This is a genomic window from Aneurinibacillus migulanus, assembly GCF_001274715.1.
In the GTDB taxonomy this organism is placed as follows: Bacteria; Bacillota; Bacilli; order Aneurinibacillales; family Aneurinibacillaceae; genus Aneurinibacillus; species Aneurinibacillus migulanus.
Window position 1 is genome coordinate 2,370,434 of the sequence record NZ_LGUG01000004.1, and the last position, 19,268, is coordinate 2,389,701.

Below are 19,268 nucleotides of genomic sequence, written 5' to 3' on the forward strand. Positions count from 1 at the left end.
TTGATTTTATATAACGAAAGCAAGGAGGAAGGGCTATGTTTGCGGATTTGGCAATATATAATGGGCAGATTGTTTCGATGGATCAGCGGCACAGTCATCATGAAGCAATGGCGGTAAAACACGGTCGCATTGTTGGCATGGGAGCATGGCAGGATATTACTCCTTTTATTGACAAGCAGACACAGGTCATTAATTTGGAAGGCAGAACAGTGCTTCCTGGCTTTATCGACGCCCATCAACACATGATTTATTTCGGGACCAATTTGCTTAATCTTGATTGTAATTGTACATCCATCCAGGATATCGTACAGGCGGTGGAGGAGCGTGCAGCTTTTTTGAATAGCGATGAATGGATTCTGGGTTGGGGGGTGGATGAAGCGAAGCTTGAAGAGGGACGATTGCCCGAAGCTTCCGATTTTACTCACATTTCCAATCCTGTTTATCTGACACGCTTTTGTCTGCATACAGCGATCGTCAACGAACGTGCGCTGAACCTGGCGGGAATAAATAGCCAAACAGAGGCTCCATCGGGTGGCGAATTATTAAGGGATACACAGGGAAACATTACCGGTGTTTTACGGGAAAAAGCGATGGATTTAGTGCAGCAAGCCATTCCCCCCTATACTCTCGATCAGATGAAACAGGCGATTGCTCTGGCGGATGAGAAATACGTGGAAGAAGGAATTACTTCAGTACATGAAGCCGGTATGGGCTTTCATACGGGATCGCTCGAAGAGTTTCAGGCATTTCAGGAGTTATCCCATGACGGTCAGCTTAAGGTACGCGTATACGGGATGGTGCTGGATACGTTCTTTTCTGAATTGAAGGCTATGCACCTTACGACCGGCTTTGGCAATGAACAGATAAAAATCGGTGCCGTTAAAATGTTTGCCGATGGTACACTAAGTGGCCGGACGGCAGCCGTTCACGAAGAGTACCTGGACCCTGCAGGGTTTCGCGGCATTCTGATGTATAAAGATGAAGAATTGGAAGAAAAAGTGTTGGCGGCTCACAGAGAAGGCTATCAAATCTCCATACACGCCATCGGCGATCGAGCTGTCGAACAGGTCATTATCGCTTACGAGAAGGCGCTTTCTTCCTATCCGCGCACCGATCATCGCCATCGGATCGAACATTGCGCCATCTGTAATCCTAATCTTATCGCTCGTATGCAAAAGCTTGGAATCATTCCTGTTCCCCAGCCCGGTATTTATTATTTGGCCGGAGATGTATACAATCGGGTCCTCAAACCTCAAGTGCTTGATGGATTTTATGCGCTTGCATCCTTTATGGAAGCGGGGTTGAAACCAGCCGGAAGCTCAGATTGCCCGGTCGTGCCAGCTTCTCCTTTCCTCGGTATGTATGCGGCGATGACACGCAAGACAAGAAGCGGAGAAGATATTGTACCCGAACAGAAGCTTTCGTTATATGAAGCGCTGCAAATGTATACGAATTATGGGGCATATGCTTCGTTTGCCGAACATGAACTTGGCTCTCTTGAAGTCGGGAAGTTCGCTGATTTTGTAGTTTTGCCAACGGGTTTTATGGACTTTTCTGCCGAACAGGTGAAAGATACGAAGGTGGAGATGACGGTTATCGGAGGAAAAATTCAATATGAGCGGGTGAGAAAGCATGCTGGTAATCTCCATTACGGATGAATTGCAGCCGCATCACATCGAACGGATCTCTAACCTAGTGAGTCCGATGGAGGTCGTAATAGAAAAAGATTTATATCAACCAGAAATTCCTATAGAGAATGCGGAAATTCTTATTACGTACGGGCATCAGGTTACAGGTGAGACGCTAAATCGAATGCCAGGACTCAAGTGGATTCAGATATTTCAGTCAGGAGTCGAACGGCTCCCTTTTGAAGAGATAACGAAGCGGGAGATTTTATTGACGAATATTCGGGACTTTCATGGCATCCCGATGGCTGAGTATGTAATAAGCATGATTTTGTATTTTACTCGTTGTATTCCAAGGTACATTCAATACCAGAAAGAAAGGCACTGGTGTCGTCAGGAATATGTGGATGAAGCATACGGGAAAACCCTGTCCATCTTTGGCGCTGGGGCGATTGGTCAGTATATTGCACAGAGATGCCGGCAATTCGGCATGCGGATTCTCGGCGTCAATACGACCGGCAAGCCTCATCCTGATTTTGACGCGATGTTTTCCATGAAAGAAAAAACAGAGGTGCTTAAGCGGAGTGATTTTGTCGTGTTGCTTCTGCCAGCGACGGAGGAAACATATCACTGTTTCGGAAAAAAAGAGTTCGCAGCGATGAAACAAACCGCTTGCCTGATTAATATCGGGCGAGGAGCGCTTATCAATACAGATGATTTACTTGCCAGCCTGGATAGCAGAGAAATTAGAGGGGCGGCACTCGATGTTACGGAAGAAGAGCCATTGCCCGCCAATCACCCACTTTGGGACAGTGAGCATGTCATTCTTACACCGCACATTGCTGCCCGCACCTATCAATATTTCAACCGTGCTATCGATAAGTTTGCGCTGAATTGGGAGATGTATAGTAAAGGCGAGCAGCCGCCTTACTATGTAGATGTGAAGAAAGAATATTAAGGAAAAAACAAATTCTGATGTTTGGAGTGATGCATAATGGCGGAGTCATACGAGCGTGTTGAACATGAACAATTTATTCAACAGAAAAGAACGATAGAAGAAGAACGTCTTCACCGGAAGCAATGTCTGGCGGCGTCTTTCCGTCTGTTTGCCCGGTTTGGCTACGATATGGGCGTAGCTGGCCACATTACGGCCAGAGATCCAGAGTATACCGATCATTTCTGGGTCAATCCGTTTGCTATGGACTTCAGTCGAATTCGTGTGTCGGACCTTGTACTTGTTGACCATGAAGGAAGAGTAGTGCAAGGAAATCAACCGATTAACCGGGCCGCGTTCGCCATCCATTCACAAATTCATGCGGTACGCCCTGATACGATAGCGGCGGCACATTCGCATTCGACGTATGGGAAAGCCTGGTCTACACTAGGTCGTCTGCTAGACCCGATTACGCAGGATGCCTGTGCATTCTACCACGATCATGGCGTGTTCGATGATTATACAGGTGTTGTGTATGAAGTGAAAGAAGGCATGCGGATTGCTGAAGCGCTGGGTGACTATAAAGCTGTGATTTTACGTAATCATGGGCTTCTTACTGTAGGACAGACGGTGGAAGCGGCCGTATGGTGGTTTATTTCAATGGAGCGGTCGTGTCAGGCGCAGATTTTAGCGGAGTCGATCGGACAGCCGATTTTGATTGAAGAAGACAGTGCGAAGCGTACAGCGGGTCAGGTTGGTTTTCCGCAGGCAGGTGTTATCAATTTTCGACCGTTGTATGAACGGATTGTAAGGGAAGAACCAGATTTCCTAGATTGAGCAGATAAAAAAACGGGGGAATGAAACGCGTGAACGGACTGAAAAAACAGGCGGCAGAGGCGGAGTTTGCAGGAAGAAACATGGATGCAGACGTGCGTTATACGTCAACATCCGGTCATTCGTAAGAAGCTAATGGTCTTTTGTTTTCTTAATGAAACACCTGCGTGCTATGTGAAGAGCGCAGGTGTTTATTATGCAATTAATTTTGGACTTCTTTATGTTCATTTACCAATAAGTCTGAAAGGAACTTTTCTCTATGTTGTAAGAAATATTTTGTGATTTGATAATGATCAGTCGCTTCATATTGTATTTCTTCAATGTTTTCATTATCAAAGCTTAGTATTGTTGCGTTTGGATACCCTAATAAAATTGGAGAATGAGTAGCTATTATAAACTGGCTATCGCCTTTTGAAACTAGATCATGAAGGACCTTTAAAAATGCTAACTGCCTTGCAGGAGAAAGAGCTGCCTCTGGCTCGTCTAATAAATATATCGCTTTTCCTTTAAAACGATGTAAAAAGAGTGATAAAAAAGACTCACCATGCGATTGTTTGTGAAGAGATCGTCCCCCATAATCCTTAAATCTTTTGGTATCTACCTGATCAATATGGGAAGCAAAATGATAAAAAGATTCTGCCCGTAGAAAAAAGCCATTTGTTATCTTCGGTAACCATGAAAGTCTAATATATTCACCGAGTGCAGATTCAGACGCATGAACTTCATACATATTATTTCGTCCACCACCAGCAGTGTTAAACTCACACTTATCTGCGATCGCTTCCAACAAGGTAGATTTTCCTGAACCATTTTCCCCTACAAAAAATGTTACATTACTTCGAAAATCGAGTTCATGCAAGGATTTAATAGAAGGTATGGAGAAGGGATAGTGCTCGTAAGATGTAATATTTTCTCGAAGAAGTATCACCTTTTTTAAAAACATGGAATCACCTCAGCTTCAGTTTCTTGACCAAAAAACAAGAACGTACGATCTTATTGTAATTGGAAAATATTATCTAATCAATGAATTTTTCAATTATAAACTATGTGTGGAATTTGAATTCTTTCGTTTTTTATGGTATGATTCCACTGTCCCAATCATCCTATGTTTGGAGGTATGTATATGAAATTGAGGCAAGCGACCCGTTTGACTTTGGTGGAGCAGGTTGTTGTTCAAATTGATGAACTTATCCAATCGAGCGAATGGCCGGTAGGGAAACGTATTCCAGCGGAGCCGGAGCTAGTAAAGCAGCTCGGAGTGAGTAGAAATACCGTGCGGGAAGCTGTGAGGGCACTCATTCATACTGGTCTTTTGGAGGCCCGTCAGGGAGATGGCACATACGTATGCTCATCGAGTGAGCTTGGTGCGGCATTATTGCGTCGACTGCGGCGTTCTAATATCGCTGAAACATTGGAAGTGCGGTATGCTCTTGAACAAGAGGCGGCACGTCTGGCTGCCGTACGACGTACACAAGAAGATATTGAAGTTTTGCGCGAATGTCTGGCAAACTGCAGTTCAGCGAAAGACGTAGAAGCGTATATTCAGGCGGATATGGAATTGCACCAAGCTATTGTGAGTTCCACGCACAACGGATTTTTAGCTGATTTATATGAACATATGAACGAAGCAATAAAGATTTCCATTGGCAGCACAGTGGAGTATACCGTCCTTTCGGAGCTGCACGAGGACCTACAGCAGCACGATAAGATACATGGTGATTTAGTTACTGCCATTATTAACGGCGATCCAGAAGCTTCTGCCAGCGCTGTTCGTACACACATTCAGCTATCTCAGAACGTTCTGCTAGAAAAAGACAATAAGGAGAAATAAGATGATTTCAGAAACGAATGTAGCCCATACACGCGATTACTCTCGTGCCGGGCTATGGCTGCTTATTTTAGGAATTATACTTGTAGCATCTAATTTGCGGGCTCCACTTACATCGGTAGGGCCATTAATCGGAGTCATCCGCGACGATACAGGCATATCGAATGCGTTAGCCGGCATGCTGACAACTTTTCCGTTGTTGGCTTTTGCGCTTCTTTCTCCATTTGCACCTAAAATTGCCCGGAGAATCGGGATGGAAGCGACATTGCTAGTAAGCTTACTCGTTTTGACGGCTGGAATCCTTTTGCGTTCAGTGCCAGCAGTCGGAACGCTATTTCTAGGAACGGCCTTGCTTGGAATGGCTATCGCGATTGGAAATGTACTGTTGCCTAGCATAATTAAACAAGAATTTCCGAAGAAAATGGGTCTAATGACAGGCGTATATTCTGTTTCAATGAATTTATGGGCAGCCATTGCTTCAGGTATTAGCATTCCGCTTGCACAAGGATTAGGCTTCGGATGGCGTGGCTCCCTTGTACTCTGGGCTATTCTCTCTCTGGTTTCCTTGTTGGTTTGGTTGCCGCAACTTCGTTTTCGTCACCAACGTTCTACTGCCACACAAGGAACGGTAGCCCCTGCGGTTAATTTATGGCGTTCTCGTATAGCCTGGCAAGTCACTATGTTTATGGGCTTACAATCATTATGCTTTTATGTAATTATTGCATGGCTTCCTGAAATTCTGCACCAACAGGGGATTAGTCATTCATCAGCGGGATGGCTGCTTTCATTAATGCAGTTTGTTAGCCTTCCAGCTACATTTATTATGCCTGTGCTTGCAGGTCGTAGCTCAAATCAGCGTATGCTTGTCGGTATTACTTCAACTCTCCTATTTATCGGCTACATAGGGCTTCTTAGCGGAAGTACACTGTACATGCCAGTATGGATTATACTGATTGGCATCGCGACGGGTTCCTGCTTTAGTCTAGCTGTGATGTTTTTCGCGCTTCGGACCCGCAGCGTGCATGAAGCAGCTGAGCTGTCGGGTATGGCGCAATCGATCGGCTATTTGCTTGCTGCCATAGGCCCTACTCTTTTTGGTTTTATGCACGATATGACACACGGTTGGAATATCCCCCTTATTATGCTTAGCGTTGTTGCTGTTCTTCTTTTTATTTTCGGATTTGGTGCTGCTAGCAGTGAGTATGTACTTTCGGAAGAGAAGAATATGAGGTAAGATTCTAATTGTGAGAAACATATTCATGTAAAAAGAGGAGGAAGAAGGATGTTTAACAAAATTTTGGTAGCGATTGATGGTTCAGAGATGGGGAATAAAGCGCTGGAAGCGGCAATAAGTATTGCGCAGGAACAAAATGCCCGTATTAGTCTATTGCATGTTGGTAGAGATGCGGTTACTTCTTCATATATGATTGGAGGGATTGCATATATACCTGAAGATTATATTGTTGAAATGGAAGAGTCGTTGAAGAAAGAGGGCGAAGCGTTGCTTAATGAGGCGAAAGCCAAAGCAGAAGCTGCGAACGTACCTGCAGAAGCTTTCTATGTTAAAGGGGATCCAGCGCGCCAAATTCTCGATCGGGCTGAGGAAGGTGGATATCATCTGATCGTGATCGGTAGTCGGGGGTTGAGTGGTTTTAAAGAGATGATGCTGGGTAGCGTTAGCCATAAAGTATCTCAGCTGTCAAAATGCCCGGTTTTAATCGTGAAATAATAAAGTGTTCATAGAAGAAGGCCTGATACAGCTTCTATATAGAGGAGGCTGCGTGTCAGGTCTTTTCTTTGCGATCACATAATGATATATAGCATAAATTCCGCGTTTTAAGATAAGGTATAAAGGTATGATAACGGGATATAATTAACTTTTTATCCCGTTATCATACCTTTCTTTGAGTTATACGAGCAGCTGTTATTTAATATTTTACCTGAATTTATCTACAAACCCTTTGTTTTTTAAGGGAAAACAGATTTTTTGAAAAATTGGCATCGTAATTGCTGACATAGATAGGACAACGCAAAGATGAAAAGGGGGAGAACTTTTTATGAACAAGAAGCCGTCGTTTTTTCAAGCAATACTGCCCATACTGGCTATGTTTGCCATCCTTGTTATCGGTTATGGTATTTTCAGATTGAAAATCGAGCCGCTGCTCATTTGTGCCACAATTGTAGCGGCTCTTGTAGGTAAAAGCATCGGTCTTACTTGGGACGATATGATGGAAGGAATTATTGATAAGATTACCAAATCTTTATCGGCTATTCTTATCCTCATTACGGTAGGCATCTTGATTGGTACGTGGATGCTATCTGGTACGATTCCGATGATGGTCTATTACGGACTGCAATTTATTAGTCCGCATTATCTTTTTGTTACTGCTTTTCTTGTTACCGCCCTCGTTTCTACATTTACGGGAACCTCATGGGGTTCTGCAGGAACGGTTGGAGTGGCGATTATAGGGGTTGCCATGGTGCTGGGCGTTTCTTTGCCGATTACAGCCGGAGCTATTATCGCAGGCGCTTACTTTGGAGATAAGATGTCCCCTTTATCTGATACGACAAATCTGGCGCCAATCGCGGCCGGAAGCGAATTGTATGAACATATTCGCCATTTGCTATATACGACGGTACCTGCTTCTATCGTAGGGCTTATTATATACTGGTTTGTTGGACGAGGCATAGACGTATCGGGCGTTGCGAGAGAAAAAGAAGTAGAGGCTATGTTATCAACATTGGATGCTTTATTTAACTGGAATATTCTACTTATTATCCCGGTTGTTCTCGTTATTGGCGGAGCCATTAAGAAGCTTCCTACTATCCCGGTGATGATAGCGTCGTCGGCGTTGGCGATTGCGTTGGGTCTTGCTTTCCAGTCCGTAAGCCTGGCGAGCGCATTCGAGTCGGTCGCAAACGGATTTAACATCGATATGATTAAGATGGAGGGCCTTAATACCGCTGCGATGGGAGATGATGTGAAAAAACTGCTGAATCGTGGGGGCATGAGCTCAATGCTGGGCACTGTACTCATTGCTTTCTGTGCATTCGCATTTGCCGGAATTATCTCAAAAGCAGGATGCCTGGAAGTCATTCTCGAGAAAATTAATGAAAAGGCAAAGTCACAGGGAAGCCTCGTATTTTCTACTGTGGCAGCCAGCATCACAATGGCGATTACGACAGGAAACTCCTACCTTTCAATATTGATTCCAGGGGAGTTGTTTAGAGACGTATACGTTCAGCGGGGACTTCATCCTAAAAACCTTTCCCGAACGCTGGAGGATTCCGGTTCTGTAGTTGTTCCGCTCATTCCGTGGTCGATGGCAGGCGTGTATATGTCTACCACACTGGGAGTGCCGGTACAGCAATACGCGCCATGGGCGATTATGTGTTACCTCGGATTGGTATTCGCCATTATTTACGGCTATACCGGATTTGCTATCGCCAAACTGGATAAAGGTTCGGACGATATGGATTTCCATGACGAACAAAACCTACAGGCCAAATAGAAAAAATAAGGAGAGAGTACTATGCTTACAATCATTAAGAATACAGATATTTATGCACCAGAACACCTCGGCACACAGGATATACTTATCGCAAACGATAAAATCGTAAAAATAGCCGAGAATATAGATGCGCACGGGTTGGAAGCCGAAATTGTAGATGGAGCCAATACGATTTGTATACCTGGTATTATTGATAGACACGTTCATATAACAGGCGGTGGTGGAGAGGGTGGGTTTTCCACCAGTACCCCTGAAGTGAATATGAGTACCTTGCTAAAGAACGGCATTACTACGGTAGTAGGACTTTTAGGGACAAATGATATTTCGAGAAGTGTAAAGAGCTTGCTTGCCAAGGCTAAATCATTGAATGAAGAAGGTATGACCGCTTATATCCTAACTGGAGGATATGGATACCCTTCCGCTACGCTAACCGGAGATGTTAGAGATGATATTATGTTTATTAGTGAAATTCTGGGGCTTAAATTAGCATTCGAGGATCATAGGGCTTCTCATATTACGAAAGAGGAACTGACACGGTTGGCTTCTTATGTCAGGGTCTCATCCATGCTTTCCAGAAAACCCGGTTTTATTCATCTTCATATGGGAAGTGGCAAGCATTTCTATAATATGCTGTACGATATTGTGGGAGAGAACGGCCTGCCGATTACGTTATTTAATCCAACGCATGTAAACAGAACCGTTCCACTGCTGGAAGCTTCCGCAGAGTTTTGTCGTAGAGGAGGCAGCGTAGACATTACATCAAACATTGGGATAAGTCCAAAGGATAGCGTGCTGTCCGCAAAAAAAGCGCTGTTATTTTTACTGCAAAACGGAAGCAGCATCGATAATATAACAATCAGCTCGGACGGGAACGGCAGCATGCCATTGTTTGATGAGGATGGAAGGCTTAGTGGCATGGGTGTGGCTGGCTTCGAGCCTACTATGGACACGTTAAAAGCCCTTGTTTTGGAAGAGAACATGGATTTTGCTGAAGCACTGAAGCCTTTTACATTGAATCCGGCAAAAGCACTAGGAATTTATCCGGCAAGAGGTGCAGTACGTGAGGGATGTTTTGCCGATATGGTTCTTTTAGATAAGGAACTCAACATTAAAGACGTGTATGCAAACGGTCAGGCATTTGTAAAGGAATATGAAGTGATTAGAAAGGGGACGTTCGAGTAATTTCTGAAATTGTGATGCACCATATGTTAGCGAATTGACAAATAACAGCTAAAAGATAAACTGAATTATAGATGGAAACAGGTTGTCTTTGAACAAATAAGCCGCATCTCCCGTTTGCAATTTGGGTGTAGCGGCTGTTTTTGTTAGAGGAAAGAGGGGCTGAACATGAAAGAACTAATCGTGCTTTCATTAGGAGCGAATACGTTAAAACACGTTATAGTTCAGTTGAAAAAATACGTAGGTGCAGATGTCCAAATAAAAGGATACTGCATTGAAAATAAAATAAGTGAGCATTTTGCGGGAAAACTGGTACTTGTTACGAGCGAACTACTATGCAGACTGGTGCCTGAACATGTGGCAGATGCTTCTAAAATTATCGTGGCGCGAAGAACGCTAAGCTATGAAAATATAGATAAAATGCTGCGTCTCAAAGACGGATCTGAAGTATTGCTAGTCAATGATATGAAGGAAAGCTGTATAGAGGTCATGGAACAGCTTAAAAATCATGGCTTCGAAAATTTTGTATACTATCCGTATTATCCTGGAATTGAAACCTATAGGAAATGCGCGATTGCCATCACTCCCGGCGAGAGTAATCTTGCTCCAGAGGAGGTTGAGCAAATTATCGACATAGGCACAAGACAGATAGATATTACAACGATAGTCGAGATTATGGGAGAACTGGACCTTATACCTACGAGAGGCTCGATCGCTTCTTCGGAATTCGTAAAAGAAATTATTGAACTTACAAAATCATTGTCCAGATTGAATCGAAAGCTCGATGATACAAATGTGCTCTTGTCAAACATATTCGATAAATTTCCTAAAGCTCTTTTTTTCTGCGATAAGGATGAAAACGTATTGTACTATAACGAAGAAATGAAGAAGATCTTCCCTGGCCTGTCGCTTCTCCACATGAACATACGAGCCATATTAAATTCAGATTTCAGCTTGGCTGAAACAGGGGATTCGACGGGTGAGATTCTGGAGTTAAATGGAAAAGACTATATCGCATCGATCGATACAGTATGGAACGAAAACGACAGATTAGGCTATCTTTTAATGATGGAGAATTACGCGAAATTCAAAGATTTGGACACCATGCTACGTTCCAAGCTCAAAAAGAAGGAGCATGTTGCTCCCTACCACTTTGACAATCTTTTTTATAAGGATAAAAAAATGGAGAGAATGGTAGAGTTGGCTAAGAAAATTGCCAGAAGGGATTCTACTGTACTGATACGAGGGGAGAGCGGAACTGGAAAAGAGCTGCTGGCTCAGGCCATTCACAATTTTTCGGCGAGAAGGAACAAGCCATTTGTAGCAGTAAACTTTGCTTCCCTGTCGTCTTCCATACTGGAAAGTGAGCTTTTCGGATATGAAGAAGGCGCCTTTACTGGAGCGAAAAAGGGAGGGAAGACAGGGATGTTCGAGGAAGCGCATGAAGGTACGATTTTTATGGATGAAATTGGTGATACGCCTCTTGATTTGCAGGTCAAACTGTTGCGAGTACTACAGGAGGGCGTTGTAAGACGGGTCGGCGGAAACCGTGAAATTCCGATAGATGTGCGGATTATTACAGCTACGAACGTAAATTTGGAAGAGAAAGTGGAACAGGGACTTTTCAGGCAAGATCTGTACTATCGGTTGAATGTGCTTCCCATCCATACGGTATCCCTGCGGGAGCGAAGAGACGATATTCCGTATTTACTGCTATATTATATAAACCGAGTAAGCGAGCAGGAGTATAGTAGCCTAGAAGAATATATGACACAGGAAACAATTACGTTCATAAAAAATCATCCTTGGCCGGGAAATGTAAGGGAGCTTATGAATGTAGTCGAGTATTTAGTGAACATAAAAGAGGAGAGGGCGATAGAAAAATCAGATCTTCCCACTTATTTGCTTGAAGAAGCAGAAAAAGAAACCATAGACAGAGAGCAACAGGTACAGCATGCGGAGCTTTCGGAATCAGACATGATTTTATATATCATCAGCAAAAAATTTGGGATAGGGAGAAGAAAAATAGTGCAGGAGCTTGCACTCAAAGGCGTAAACATGGGGGAAGGGAAAGTGAAGACGATTATCAAATATCTTGAAAGCAAACAGCTAATAGAAGTGAAAACAGGTGCTAGAGGATGCATGCTTACTGAAAAAGGAAAAGCGTATTTGCATGGAAGATGAATGAAGCCTCAGTAGAGAGAATTTGAGAACGGGAGATGAAGAGTCTCCCGTTCAGCATTCTTTGTCCTTAGTCTATATGTTGACAATATTTTCGGATGAGCTTAGAAGCTCTTGTTTGGCTGAGATGTAAATCATTGGCCACTTTCCTGGAACTGCCCCACTTTTTATATGAATTGACGATCAGCTCTCTTTCTATCTTTTCTACGGCTTCATCGAAAGAGGCAGGAAACGATGAATGAGAGTGGACTTTAGCTTGTTGATAAATCATCTCAGGCAGATCCTGCACCCCGATCATGGAATCAGTCGTAACAACAAGCCTCTCCATAATGTTCTCCAGCTGCCGGACATTTCCTGGCCAGGAATAGCCAACCATAAGATCAAGGCATTCCTGAGAAATTAACCGATCGACCCCATATTTGTGATTGAATTTATTGAGAAAATAATAGGTTAAAGGAATAATGTCTTCCGCTCTTTCACGGAGCGGTGGAATTTTGATCTCGATAACATTCAAACGATAGTACAAATCTTCACGGAAGAGCTTTTTTTCCACCATGTCGAGCAAGTTACGATTAGTGGCTGTAATAATACGAATGTTTACTTTCTTCATTTCTCTGCCGCCAACCGGAAGGAATTGTCGCTCTTGAATGACCTGCAGTAGCTTGGCTTGAATTTTTGGTGAGATTTCTCCAATTTCGTCAAGGAAGAGTGTACCGTTGTGTGCCGATTCTATCAGGCCAATTTTCCCCGCTTTACTGGCCCCGGTAAAGGCACCCTGTGAGTAGCCGAATAGTTCTGATTCCAATAGTTCCTCAGGAATTGCAGCACAGTTGATTGCCAAAAAAGGCCCTGATCTTTGTTGGCTTAGGCTGTGGATGTATTGTGCAAAAACCCCTTTACCTGTTCCGGATTCTCCTTGAATAAGAATGGTGGAATCAACAGATGCGATTTTCGAACAAAATGCAAGGAGGTTTTTCATTTTTTCACAATTAGTAACAATAGGACTTTCCGGTGCGTGTATGTCATTGTCCTCTTGGTTTCTTTGTTCGTTTGGATAGCTGATCCTTTTGTAATTTGGCTCGTGTGCGGTAATGACTACAAGCTCAATTTCTTGTGCTGTATTTAAAAGCGGGATCGCTGTCGTAACGAGTTCTCCGCCATAGTATGTCGTTTGCTTAATTGTAACCGCTTTTTTTTCCTGGAACACAAGTGGAACTATAGATGGGGTCCAATATCCTTGCTTAAAAAACTCTTCGTTCGCTTTTCCGATTACTTCAGAACGCTTTAGCCCGTAATGATTTTCGAATACTTTGTTGCAGAAGACGATGCGTCGGTTCTCATCAAGAACATAAATTTCATTTGAAGCATTATCCAGGATTTTTTCCAGCATATCTATTCGCATTTCAATCGTATGATGATACATTTCTTTCTGCATAAGGCACCCCTCCATAAGAAAACCGAATCGAAAACAACTCGTAAAGAAGTAAAAATAACTCAAATTAATTAATATTAAGAATATTATTACTGTGAAAAGCCGTTTAAATCAAGAAAAAAATGTTGGCACACAGCTTGCAAATATGAAAGGGTGTACTCTTCAATCAGTATGTATTCAATTTTATAAACGTATGACATATACGCTAAAAGGAGATGGGTGACTCAGAGTGTAAGCGATTTCTTGTTTTAAAGGCATTGAGTTATTTCTAGTTCAATCTTACAAAAAAGGGCGATAAGTGAAAGGGGAACGTATGATGGCAAACCAAGTACAAGTAAATGATACCTCTACTATGATAAAAACGATTCCGTATCGATTATATACGGAACCGCAGGTTTTAAAAGAAGAACAAGAAAAAATCTTTGCCCGCTCCTGGCAATTTGTAGGACATAGCAGTCAAGTCCAGAAGCAGGGAGATTACTTCACTTGTGAAGTAGCCGGGGAGCCGATTCTTGTCGTTCGGGGGAAGGACGATCAAGTTCGTGCATTCTATAATGTATGTCCGCATCGGGCAACTAAATTAGAAAAGAAAGAGGAAGGAAATAAAAAAATCCTGCAATGTGGTTATCATGGATGGACGTTCAATTTGGATGGATCTTTATATAAAGCACCCAATTTCAAGAATACGGATTCTTTCTGTGAAGGGGAGGCCTGCCTCCGTTCCGTACGGCTGGAGATGGAAGCTTCCATGATTTTTGTGAATTTGGATGATGACGCTTTACCATTGGCTGAGAGCTATGGCGACTTTTTTACATCTCTTAAGGATGTTGAATTTCTGGGTGAGTTGAAAAAAGTATGGGAAAAAAAACGTGTCATCAAAGCTAATTGGAAGGCGTTTATCGATAACTATCTGGAGTGCGATCATTGCCCGATTGCCCATCCATCGTTTGTTGCTACTTTGGATATGAGTCAATATTCCATTGTCGCATGTGAGAATTACTCCGTGCAAGGCACGATCGTCAAGCCGGATAAGCAATATGGAAGCGTGGAACTTAATAAAGCGGAGTTTCAGGGCGGACGTTTTTATTGGCTATGGCCAAACATGATGGTGACGATTTATCCGGGCTCCGGAAATATGACTGTCATTCAGATGGTGCCGATTGATCATGAGACTACGTTAGGAGTGTATCATGTTTTCTTCCGCGATGAGAATCTTACACAGGAAGAGAAGGATTTGTTGGCGTTTATGGAACAGGTTCGGGATGAGGATGTAGAGCTGGTAGAACTAGAGCAAATCGGTTTCCGCTCCCGTGCTTTTAAGGAAGGAAGATTTTCTCCAACTGAGCATGGAGTGCGCCAATTCCACGATATGATTCGGGAAGCGTTGGATATAAAAGCTTAAAAAGAACATACAAGCGAAAACATGAAAGGAAGGGATGTATAAATGAAAAAGCATTTATTTATTAATGGAGAATGGGTAGAGGCAAAACAATACAGCCCGCTATATTCCCCTTATTCTGAAGAAGTGATTGCCGAGGTTCCAGTAGCTACAGAAGAAGAAACGGAACAGGCAATTGCTTCGGCATACCAGGCCAGAGAGGTTATGGCGAAGATGCCTGCTCACCAGCGTGCGTCCATTCTGAACGAGTTGGCCCGTCTGCTTGCGGAGCGGGAGGAGGAAGTTGCTCGCATCATCGCATTGGAAGCGGCAAAACCGATTGCAATGGCCCGCGCAGAAGTTGCTCGGTCTGTTGAAACGTATAAATTCGCGGCCGAAGAAGCCAAACGGATTCACGGAGAGACGATACCGCTCGATGCAGCACCCGGCGGAGAAGGCAGGGTGGCCTATACTGTTCGTGAACCGTTGGGGGTAATCGGAGCCATCACACCGTTCAATTTCCCGTTGAATCTTGTAGCCCATAAGGTAGGGCCGGCCATTGCTTCGGGAAATACAGTTGTCCTAAAACCGGCCACACAGACTCCACTGTCAGCCTTTTTCATTGCCGAATTGCTGCAGGAAGCTGGATTGCCCGCCGGAGCCCTGAACGTAGTTACGGGCTCCGGCAGGGTAGTCGGAGAGAAGATTGTAAACGATGAACGAGTGAGCGTCATTACATTTACCGGAAGCCCTGCTGTTGGTATCGGTATCCGTAATAAAGCAGGACTAAAGCGAACAACGCTAGAGCTGGGTTCGAATGCGGCGGTGATTATCGATAAAGGGGTAAATATCGACAAAATCATTTCGCGTTGTGTATCGGGAGCTTTTTCTAACCAGGGCCAAGTCTGCATTTCTTTGCAGCGGGTATATGCTCATGATACGATTTATGATGAGTTTGTAGAAAAATTCGTAGCGGAAACCGAAAAACTGAACATTGGGGATCCGCTTCAGCCGGATACGTTTGTTTCTGCGTTGATCTCACCTCAAGATGTGAAAAGGGCATTGCAGTGGATTGAAGAAGCTGGACAGGCCGGAGCGAAAATCGCTACAGGCGGAAAAGCAGAAGGAAATGTGCTTTATCCAACGGTTGTTTTAGAAGGCGATGCAAGCTTGAAAGTATCATGCCAGGAAGTGTTTGCTCCGCTTGTCGTAATCAACCGGATCGCTTCCGTTCAAGAGGGGATTGATTCGGTGAATGATTCTCGGTATGGTCTGCAGGCAGGAATCTATACCGATAACGTGCATACCGCTCTGGATGCAGCTGAAAAGTTGCATGTCGGTGGAGTAATGATTAACGATATTCCGACCTTCCGAGTGGATCATATGCCTTATGGGGGCGTGAAGGAAAGCGGAACCGGACGTGAAGGAATTAAATATGCGATAGAAGAAATGACAGAGCTGAAGCTAGTTATCTGGAATCGAAACTAGTGTAAGCATTGTGCCTTTCTGTCGGAACAAAGGAGAGAAGCATATGAGCAAGATATTAAAAATTGCCGTCATCCCTGGTGACGGTATTGGCCCGGAAGTTATCGATGAGGGGATTAAAGTCCTTAAGAAGATGGCGGAAGGGAGTGACTTCTGCTTTGAATTTACGCATTTTCCATGGGGATGTGAGTATTACGCAAAAAACGGAAAAATGATGGCGGATGACGGTATTGAACAGCTAAAAGCGTTTGATGCAATTTATCTGGGAGCTGTAGGCTACCCGGGAGTGCCTGATCACATTTCGCTTTGGGATTTGCTGCTAAAAATACGAAAGGAATTTGATCAATACGTCAATATTCGTCCTATTACTTTGCTACAGGGAGCCCCTTGCCCTTTGCAGGAGGCCAAAAGGGACAATATCAACATGCTGTTTATCCGGGAGAATAGCGAAGGAGAGTACGCTGGTGCCGGTGATTGGCTGTTCAAAGGAAAGCCGGAAGAAGTGGTCCTGCAGACTGGTGTCTTCTCACGTAAGGGAACGGAGCGAATTATCCGTTACGCCTTTGAAACTGCCAGGAGGTTGAATAAATCACTGACCAGCATCAGCAAAGGAAATGCGCTAAACTACTCGATGGTATTCTGGGATCAGGTTTTTGAAGAGGTGAGCCTGGATTACCCGGATGTGCAAACTCATTCGTATTTGGTAGATGCGGCTAGTATGTTTATGATTATGCAACCAGAACGATTTGAAGTCGTCGTAACTTCCAATTTATTTGGAGATATTCTGACTGATTTAGGTGCCGCTCTTGCGGGCGGACTGGGCCTGGCCGCAGGAGCCAACATTAATCCGGAAAGAACCTATCCTTCCATGTTTGAACCGATTCACGGCTCCGCCCCGGATATCGCGGGAAAAGGACTAGCGAATCCTCTTGCGGCTATGTGGTCAGCCAGTCAGATGCTTGACTTTTTCGGATATGAACAACGGGGACGTATGGTGTTGGATGCGATTGAACGACTGTTGACAGAGAAGGAAACACTAACTCCAGATATGGGGGGCACCGCTTCTACTTCAGAAGTTGGAGACCGCGTAGTTCAGCTTTTAGCTGACATGTTGAATCAGGCGAGTATTCCAGATAACCGGTAAACAACAATCACAGGGGGGCTTTGTATACACCTCCCTCTTTTTTTAAAATTTTACGTATGAACGATTTGTATACATGTATATAGCTTATTTTAGCTATATACTGCAGTATATTATAACCCGTGTACTATTTTTTTTTGAATAGAATAAGTCGTAAATACTTAAATGTTGACAAGAGAGGTCGTATGTACTACTATAACAATGATTATCATTATCACTTAATGAGTCGGATGCTCCACAAGAGCATTCTTCTTTTTTGACATTAATTGATAATGAATTTCATTATTGGTAATGGAAGGGGAATATTGATGAATCGCATGGTGAAAAAAGGAACAGTAGCTTTGCTGGCGGTATCGCTTCTGATTACACCAGGCACCGTTACGTATGCCCAATCGAACGGTCCTGAGGAATTGGTACGTGTCTGGGAGGGAGCATACGGGTTGTCCGTATCGGTCGATAAGGTCCATACGTTGCTGGCGGGAAAAATGGACGCAAACTTTGTGACTACCGTAGACATTGAAGAGCTTGTGGCCGGAACGTTTTTGCCTGGAAGAAAAATTACTTTCTCGTTGCCAAAGGGGATAAAATCAGAAAGTAAAATTAATGTTTCCCATAATAGTGATTTGAAAATCGAAACGACAACAGGCAAAATCACTATTACTGTACCTACTAATCGTCAAGAACAAAAATATCGTTTGAAAGCGACGATGAGTTTAACGGCAAGAGTGGACAAGAAAGGGGAGATGAAAGCGACGATTAAAGGAAATGGGATTACCGCACATGATATTTTAATCGCCAAAGTCGAGCCGACAAGCCGTATCGAATCGGCGGCAAAGCCGGAATCCGTATCTTTGTTGCTTGGTAAACAGCGGCAAGCAGCTCCTGATCTTTTGTTTACTGAAGAGGTAAAAGGCGCTTTTCGAAAGGAAGGAAATGCGGATATTTCATTTTATCTTCCGCACGAAGGAATATACTTCAGCGAACCACCTACGGTCGATGTAGTACAAGGTGATCTTGAAATTGACCCGCATTCGGTTCAAGTATTGGATAATCGAACCGGTGAACATGAGAAGATCATAACGTTCAAAATAAAAAAAGAGAGCACAAAACCTTCTGTCATTCGAGTATCCAATATGAAAATTACTACGAATCGTATGATAGCGGACGGAACATACAATCTTACTGTCCGAGGAGATGCTCTATCTCATACATCGCTCCTGGATGACTCGAAGAGTAAACAGTTCCCGTACGTAACTCAATTCCCGTACGTTTCCGTTAACTATCAGGACAAAAGTGAAACGAAAAGAAACGAGATTTTATTGACGCCAGGAAGCTTGAATTATTATGAAGGAAAAACAGAGAAAAAAATGTCCTCCCCCTCATACATAAAACAGAACCGCATATACGTCCCGGTAGATTTCTTTATTGATACATTAGGGCTGCATGAAAGCCATGTTCTATGGAGTGACTCCGATCGGGTGCTTACACTTTTGAAAAATTCGACCATTATACAGTTGGACACGGACAAAAATATTGCAAGACTAAATCAAGTAGATATCCCGCTTTCTGCCGAAATAGAGAAAAAAGACGGAAAAATTATGGTTCCACTGACGGATATGGCATCTCTAGTAGGAATGAAAACGAAGTGGGATGCTGCTACAGGAAGCATAGTACTTAACCCTTCTTAAATGAAGATAATCTCAAGCAAGAAGAAATAGAGAAACATATGCATTTATCCA

15 protein-coding genes are annotated in these 19,268 nt (G+C 43.5%); 13 read left to right on the plus strand and 2 right to left on the minus strand.

The genetic code is table 11. From position 1 onward, the window contains the following. Window positions 1-35: 35 nt before the first annotated feature. From AF333_RS13345 to AF333_RS13355, 3 genes are read left to right on the plus strand one after another with little or no spacing between them, the layout of a single operon-like run. The gene (locus AF333_RS13345; RefSeq protein WP_043063998.1) at window positions 36-1,658 is read left to right on the plus strand and encodes an amidohydrolase; all 1,623 of its coding nucleotides are present in this window, start codon (window positions 36-38) and stop codon (window positions 1,656-1,658) included. Next, the gene (locus AF333_RS13350) at window positions 1,633-2,583 is read left to right on the plus strand and encodes a D-2-hydroxyacid dehydrogenase (RefSeq protein WP_052811714.1); all 951 of its coding nucleotides are present in this window, start codon (window positions 1,633-1,635) and stop codon (window positions 2,581-2,583) included. Before AF333_RS13345 ends, AF333_RS13350 begins: the two co-directional genes overlap by 26 nt. A 36-nt stretch (window positions 2,584-2,619) precedes the next feature. Next, window positions 2,620-3,396, plus strand: coding sequence for a class II aldolase/adducin family protein (locus tag AF333_RS13355; RefSeq protein ID WP_043063999.1), 777 nt, complete (start codon window positions 2,620-2,622; stop codon window positions 3,394-3,396). 199 nt (window positions 3,397-3,595) lie between these two features. Here the strand turns inward: AF333_RS13355 and AF333_RS13360 are convergent, their stop codons facing one another. Then, the gene (locus tag AF333_RS13360) at window positions 3,596-4,336 is read right to left on the minus strand and encodes an AAA family ATPase (protein ID WP_043064000.1); all 741 of its coding nucleotides are present in this window, start codon (window positions 4,334-4,336) and stop codon (window positions 3,596-3,598) included. Between the two features lie 180 nt (window positions 4,337-4,516). On the opposite strand from AF333_RS13360, the gene AF333_RS13365 reads away from it, so the two are divergent. The 6 genes from AF333_RS13365 (at window position 4,517) to AF333_RS13390 (ending at window position 12,096) form a co-directional block, all read left to right on the plus strand. After that, window positions 4,517-5,224 (plus strand): FadR/GntR family transcriptional regulator, encoded by a 708-nt coding sequence (locus tag AF333_RS13365; protein ID WP_043064001.1) that lies wholly within the window; start codon window positions 4,517-4,519, stop codon window positions 5,222-5,224. Window position 5,225: 1 nt separating this feature from the next. Further along, complete coding sequence (locus AF333_RS13370) at window positions 5,226-6,455, plus strand: CynX/NimT family MFS transporter (protein WP_043064002.1); 1,230 nt, start codon at window positions 5,226-5,228, stop codon at window positions 6,453-6,455. 48 nt (window positions 6,456-6,503) lie between these two features. Further along, window positions 6,504-6,950, plus strand: a complete 447-nt coding sequence (locus AF333_RS13375) for a universal stress protein (protein WP_043064003.1) — start codon at window positions 6,504-6,506, stop codon at window positions 6,948-6,950. A 328-nt stretch (window positions 6,951-7,278) separates the two neighbouring features. Further along, window positions 7,279-8,733 (plus strand): Na+/H+ antiporter NhaC, encoded by a 1,455-nt coding sequence (gene nhaC / locus AF333_RS13380; RefSeq protein ID WP_043064004.1) that lies wholly within the window; start codon window positions 7,279-7,281, stop codon window positions 8,731-8,733. 21 nt (window positions 8,734-8,754) lie between these two features. After that, the gene (gene iadA / locus AF333_RS13385) at window positions 8,755-9,915 is read left to right on the plus strand and encodes a beta-aspartyl-peptidase (RefSeq protein ID WP_043064005.1); all 1,161 of its coding nucleotides are present in this window, start codon (window positions 8,755-8,757) and stop codon (window positions 9,913-9,915) included. A gap of 165 nt (window positions 9,916-10,080) precedes the next feature. Beyond that, window positions 10,081-12,096 carry a sigma-54 interaction domain-containing protein gene (locus tag AF333_RS13390; RefSeq protein WP_043064006.1) on the plus strand — a complete coding sequence of 672 codons (2,016 nt, stop codon included), beginning with the start codon at window positions 10,081-10,083 and terminating at the stop codon, window positions 12,094-12,096. Between the two features lie 67 nt (window positions 12,097-12,163). Here AF333_RS13390 and AF333_RS13395 read toward each other — a convergent pair whose 3' ends face one another. After that, window positions 12,164-13,528 (minus strand): sigma-54 interaction domain-containing protein, encoded by a 1,365-nt coding sequence (locus tag AF333_RS13395; protein WP_043064007.1) that lies wholly within the window; start codon window positions 13,526-13,528, stop codon window positions 12,164-12,166. Window positions 13,529-13,838: 310 nt separating this feature from the next. On the opposite strand from AF333_RS13395, the gene AF333_RS13400 reads away from it, so the two are divergent. The 4 genes from AF333_RS13400 (at window position 13,839) to AF333_RS13415 (ending at window position 19,217) form a co-directional block, all read left to right on the plus strand. Next, window positions 13,839-14,927: an aromatic ring-hydroxylating oxygenase subunit alpha gene (locus tag AF333_RS13400; RefSeq protein ID WP_043064008.1), complete on the plus strand. Its 1,089-nt coding sequence runs from the start codon at window positions 13,839-13,841 to the stop codon at window positions 14,925-14,927. A 42-nt stretch (window positions 14,928-14,969) separates the two neighbouring features. Further along, window positions 14,970-16,391, plus strand: a complete 1,422-nt coding sequence (locus tag AF333_RS13405; RefSeq protein ID WP_043064009.1) for an aldehyde dehydrogenase family protein — start codon at window positions 14,970-14,972, stop codon at window positions 16,389-16,391. 43 nt (window positions 16,392-16,434) lie between these two features. After that, on the plus strand, window positions 16,435-17,532 hold the full coding sequence (locus AF333_RS13410; RefSeq protein ID WP_043064010.1) for a tartrate dehydrogenase: 1,098 nt from the start codon (window positions 16,435-16,437) through the stop codon (window positions 17,530-17,532). 305 nt (window positions 17,533-17,837) lie between these two features. Further along, window positions 17,838-19,217 (plus strand): stalk domain-containing protein, encoded by a 1,380-nt coding sequence (locus AF333_RS13415; protein ID WP_043064011.1) that lies wholly within the window; start codon window positions 17,838-17,840, stop codon window positions 19,215-19,217. Window positions 19,218-19,268 lie beyond the last annotated feature (51 nt).